Origin of the sequence: Streptomyces griseorubiginosus (assembly GCF_017614965.1) — a bacterium.
GTDB classification, from domain to species: domain Bacteria; phylum Actinomycetota; class Actinomycetes; order Streptomycetales; family Streptomycetaceae; genus Streptomyces; species Streptomyces griseorubiginosus_B.
On sequence record NZ_WVUG01000508.1, the window covers coordinates 1 to 3,516 of the forward strand.

The 3,516-nt window shown below is 74.5% G+C and carries 1 protein-coding gene; it reads left to right on the top strand.

From position 1 onward, the window contains the following. A partial coding sequence (locus tag GRC12_RS42805; protein WP_208785844.1) for a DEAD/DEAH box helicase occupies window positions 1–2,587 on the top strand: 2,587 nt, incomplete at its 5' end. Window positions 2,588–3,516 lie beyond the last annotated feature (929 nt).

A 3,516-nucleotide genomic window follows, 5' to 3' on the forward strand; every position in this document is an offset into this window, starting at 1 on the left:
GCCCCTCCTCGTCCGCGCCCGGCGCGATCCGGCCGCCCACCCCGCCACCGCCTGCTGGGGCGCGGCCGCCCTGCACGCCCTGCGGCTGACCGCGCGCGGCCGACTGCTGCCCGGACTGACGGCGAGCGGCCACGACGCCTGGCGGGCCGGCCCGCTGGACCCGGACGACATCGCGCACCTCCGTGCGGTCGCCGCCGCGCTGCCCTCCGAGGGACACGCGGTCCCGCTGCCCGGCCCCGGCCCGCTGCGGCTGCCCGAGCCGGAGGCCCTGATGCGTTCCTTCCTGGACGCGGTCGCCGACACCCTGCCCCGCACCCCCGCCGCACCGCATGTCTCCGGCAGGCCCTTCGCGGACCGCCGGCCCCAGCGCCTGCCCGCCGCCCAGGAGTGGGCGGCGGAGGTCGCCGCCGGCATGGACGCGGGCGTGCGCATCTCGCTCCGCCTCGACCTGTCGGCGTACGAACTGTTCGACGATGACGAGGGCGTGCGCCGGGCGGGCGCCGCGATCGTCCAGGTGCACAGCCTCGCCGACCCCACCATGGTCGTCGACGCGGCGGCCCTGTGGGCGGGCGAGGCGGACGCGGTGTTCGGCCCCCGCGCCCGGGTGGACGCGGCGCTCGCCGTGCGCCGCGCGGCCCGGATCTGGCCGCCGCTCGACCGCCTGGCCGAGCAGGACGTGCCCGACGTCCTGGCGCTGTACGACGACGAGCTGGGCGATCTGCTCGGCGTGGCCGCCACCCGGCTCGCGGCCGCCGGGGTCGCCGTGCACTGGCCCCGCGACCTCGCCCAGGACCTGTCCGCGGCAGCGGTCGTACGGTCCGCGCCGGGCTCGGCGACCGACGGCACCGGGTTCTTCGAGAGCGAGGAACTGCTGCAGTTCCGCTGGCAGTTGGCGCTCGGCGGCGATCCCCTCAGCGAGGCGGAGATGGACGCCCTCGCCGAGGCCCACCGCCCGGTCGTACGGCTGCGGGACCGCTGGGTCCTGGTCGACCCCGCCCTCGTCCGCAAGGCCCGCAAACGCGAACTGGGCCTGCTGGACCCCGTCGACGCGCTCTCCGTGGCCCTGACCGGCAGCGCGGAGGTGGAGGGCGAGACGGTCGAGGCGGTGCCGGTCGGCGCGCTGGCCGCCCTCCGTGAGCGGCTGACAGCGGGAGTGCGCCCCGCCGAACCACCCCCGGATCTGCGGGCCACCCTCCGCGACTACCAACTCCGGGGCCTGGCCTGGCTGGACCTCATGACCTCCCTCGGCCTCGGCGGCTGCCTCGCGGACGACATGGGGCTCGGCAAGACGATCACCGTCATCGCCCTGCACCTCAAGCGGGCCCGCACCGAGCCGACCCTGGTGATCTGCCCGGCCTCCCTGCTGGGCAACTGGCAGCGGGAGATCACCCGGTTCGCGCCCGGCGTCCCCGTCCGCCGCTTCCACGGCCCGGACCGCACGCTCGACGACCTCGAGGGCGGCTTCGTGCTGACGACCTACGGCACGATGCGCACGACCGCGCCGCGGCTGGCCGAGCAGCGCTGGGGGATGGTCGTCGCCGACGAGGCCCAGCACGTCAAGAACCCCTACTCGGCCACCGCGAAGGCACTGCGCACCATCCCCTCCCCGGCTCGCGTGGCCCTGACCGGCACACCCGTGGAGAACAACCTCTCCGAACTGTGGGCCCTGCTCGACTGGACCACTCCCGGGCTCCTGGGCCCCCTGAAGTCCTTCCGCGCCCGGCACGCGCGCGCGGTGGAGAACGGCGAGGACGAGGAGGCGGTGCGGCGGCTGGCCCGCCTGGTGCGCCCCTTCCTCCTGCGCCGCAAGAAGTCCGACCCCGGGATCGTCCCCGAGCTGCCCCCGAAGACCGAGACGGACCATCCCGTGCCGCTGACCCGGGAACAGGCGGCGCTGTACGAGGCGGTGGTGCGGGAGTCGATGCTGGCCATCGAGACCGCGGAGGGCATCGCACGGCGGGGCCTGGTGCTGAAGCTGCTGGGCGCGCTGAAGCAGATCTGCGACCATCCGGCGCTGTACCTGAAGGAGGAGCCAGGGGCCGACGGCCGTCTGCTCGCGCGCTCCGGCAAACTCGCGCTGCTGGACGAGCTGTTGGACACGGTGCTGGCGGAGGACGGATCGGCGCTGGTCTTCACGCAGTACGTGGGGATGGCCCGCCTGATCGCCGCCCACCTCTCCGCCCGCGCCGTTCCGGTGGAGCTTCTCCACGGCGGCACGCCGGTTCCCGACCGCGAGCACATGGTGGACCGCTTCCAGTCCGGCGCGACCCCGGTCCTGGTGCTGTCCCTCAAGGCGGCCGGCACCGGACTGAACCTCACCCGCGCGGGCCATGTCGTCCACTTCGACCGCTGGTGGAACCCGGCCGTGGAGGAACAGGCCACCGACCGTGCCTATCGCATCGGCCAGACCCAGCCCGTCCAGGTCCACCGCCTCATCACCGAGGGCACGGTCGAAGACCGTATCGCCGAGATGCTCGAAGCCAAGCGTGCCCTCGCCGATGCCATCCTCGGCTCCGGCGAGTCGGCCCTCACGGAACTGACCGACCGCGAACTGTCCGACCTCGTGTCCCTCCGGAGGCCCACATGACCCCGGGCCCGGCGGACGAGGCCCGCCGAGCCCTGCGGGAAGCCCTGGAGCGGCAGCGGCGGGCGGCGGGGGGAGAGGCAGGAGAGCCGCCGACGGAGGAGCAGTCGGAGGTGGAGCAGCCCGCGGTGGAGCAGCCTTCGGTGGAGCAGCCTTGGGTCGGGGACGCAGGGGCCGGGGACCCAGCGGCCGGTGATGCTGCGGCGACCGAAAACAGCGCGGCGACCGAGAACAGCGCGGCGACCGAGAGCAGCACGGCGACTGAGAACGTCGCGGCGACCGAGAGCGCCGCAACCGAGGAATCCGCGGGAACCGAGGAGGCGCCCGCGTCTCTCCGGCGTGATGAACCCCGGCCCGGCGACGGCGCACGTGCGGCACTGCGTGAGGCGGTCGCCGCCAGGCGGGGGAGAGGTGAAGACACCGATGACGCGGGGCGGCCGGGCACGTCGGAGGACTCCCGACCGGCCGACTCGGTGGAGAGCGACGCGGACTTGTCGAAGGCAGGGGAGAAGAACCCTTCGGCAGCGGAACCTGCGGCTGTGCGGCCCGCCACCGTGGCGCGGGAGGCCCTGCGAGCCGCTCGGAACGAGGCGCGGCGGGTCGAGGCGGAGGCCGGGCGCTCGGGTGGTCGTCCGGCCTGGGGGCCACGTCGTGCGGAGCGGGCCGGGGACGGACGCGGTGCCGGCACGGTCCGTCGTGGCGGCGGCGGTGGCGGTGGCGTAACGGCGCGCAACGTGAAGGAGCTCCTGGCCGGAGCCTTCAAGATGCCTTCGCCGGACGAGCCGGACGGTCCGGGCCACGACGACGTCCCTGTCCTCCACACCGTCCCCCGTTCTCCGCCGTCCTCGTCCGTGTGGTCCCAGCCAAACACCTCCGGTGGGCCGATGCTGGCCCACGAATGTATTGACTAGTTCTATTCAGGACGTCAGGAT